The sequence below is a fragment of the Variovorax sp. P4_D9 genome, from assembly GCF_056401695.1.
The window spans coordinates 1-1,734 of sequence record NZ_JBFUIU010001316.1; the positions used below are offsets into that span (position 1 = coordinate 1).

A 1,734-nucleotide genomic window follows, 5' to 3' on the forward strand; every position below is an offset into this window, starting at 1 on the left:
CAGCCGCATCTGATGCATTCGAAGGCGGCACCAATTGGGCGTGCCGGCATGGTGCAGATGCGCGGCTTGACCGTTGCTGTATCAGTTCGTCTCATTGCTCTCGTCGTGTGACGATTGACCGCGGCTGCGCGTGTGCCGGCCTACCATCTCCGGCACAAGGGGGAACTCGAGCGATGCCGACTCTGATCGTGACCAAAAACGGTGTAGCACTTCGCAACGTGCGGCTCCTCGAAGGCGAGTTCAAGATCGGTCGGAGCATGCGCAACCATCTCGTGCTCGCGAGCGCCACCGTCAGCAAGACCCACGTCATCCTCACGCGGCACGGGCATTTCGTCACCCTCCACGACCTTCACAGCACCAACGGCACGCTGGTCAACGGCGATGACGTGTCGATGCGGCCGTTGCTGGACCGGGACATCGTCCAGATCGGCAACTATGAAATGATGTATCTTGATCGAGACTTTGCGTCGGCCGAAGTTATTGAAGATCCGCCGCCCGAACCCGTCGTGGAAGCAATGGAAACGGAGCGGGCACCATTGGAACCCGCCAGGGGTGTCGAGCCGGGGGGCCATCGCATCGGCGGCTCGCGCGGCGCGCGCTGGGTCGGCAATGGCGTGGCCTTTACCCTCCCCGCGCGCGGCCGCGAAATTCAAGCCCTGATCACCGACGACGCGCTCGCGTCCCATTTCGGCGCGTACGTGCACGCCTCGGATGGCGCCAGCCGCGCGGTGAGCGCGTACGAAGAGAACTACGTGGCGATCAACGTGGCCGCTTGGTCGCGCTATGACGCCACGCACCGTGAACCGATCATCGTCCGGTCTTCCGATTTCTGAGTGGCCCTGAGGCGGGGGGCGCCCGCAGTTGAAGGCAATGTGGCGGCTTGGGCTGGCATCTTCGTCATCTGAACCGCGCTTGTCGGCATCTGGGGAACCTGGATCAGCTGCCCGAGTTGAAATGGCGCTACGGTTACCCGCCTGCGCTGGCGCTGATCGCTTGTGTGTGCGCTTTGCGTACGACCGGTTTCAACGGGCGGGATGGATGTAGACGCTCAGAGAACGCCGGGAAATCGGCGTGCCCAGTCGACAGCAGCCGATGTGCGACGCGGGGTCCCCCTCGGCCGGTCCACGCCAAAAGTACCGACGGCACCCCGCTTGCCCCTATTCGGGCAAGGTCTGCCATCGGCGGCATGTCCAGCAAACGCCCGCGATCGCAACACGCCGGAGCCGCCTCAACCCAAGGACGATTCGTCCGCATCCTCCGGCGTGTAGCCCGCGCACGGGCCCATTGCACGACAGCGGGCGYGACAGGGAGTGCGTCTTGGAGTTCAGCCATTGCGCGGGATGTTGGCCGGATGCGGAGAGGTCAGCCACAACATGCCTCAGCGATGAAGAACGTCTTTCGACGCAAGGGCCAGTACTAAGCTTTGCCCAAGCCAACGGAGGGCTTATGTGTCCCCTGCGGCGCAATGCGCCCGCAAGCGTGTCGCGCAGCATTCGGCGGCCGGCCTCCAGCGTCTGGGCCGCAGCCTCCTCGCTCTGGATGCGCCGTTGCTGTTCCCTGGCCAGCCCGGCCTCCAGCTGCTTGGAGGATTGGCGTGCCCGGTCGACCTCGGCGAGCATGCGTTTTTCCTGCGCGGCATGACAGGCTTCTGCATCGCGCAGGTCCTGCTCGCTCTGGGCCAGCGCCGTTGCGCTTTCCTGGCGCAGTCGTTCAACACCCGCATGGGCTTCTTCC

At 64.5% G+C, this 1,734-nt stretch carries 2 protein-coding genes; both read left to right on the top strand.

Annotation, left to right across the window (positions count from 1 at the left end):
* The first annotated feature begins 173 nt into the window (after positions 1 to 173).
* Complete coding sequence (locus AC1DY5_RS54385; protein WP_478122487.1) at positions 174 to 833, top strand: FHA domain-containing protein; 660 nt, start codon at positions 174 to 176, stop codon at positions 831 to 833.
* 615 nt (positions 834 to 1,448) lie between these two features.
* A partial coding sequence (locus AC1DY5_RS54390) for a hypothetical protein (protein WP_478122488.1) occupies positions 1,449 to 1,734 on the top strand: 286 nt, incomplete at its 3' end.

Bases quoted from the DNA above. Each gene is read 5' to 3' on its own strand.
- AC1DY5_RS54385 (WP_478122487.1), top strand. From the start codon at position 174: ATGCCGACTCTGATCGTGACCAAAAACGGTGTAGCACTTCGCAACGTG.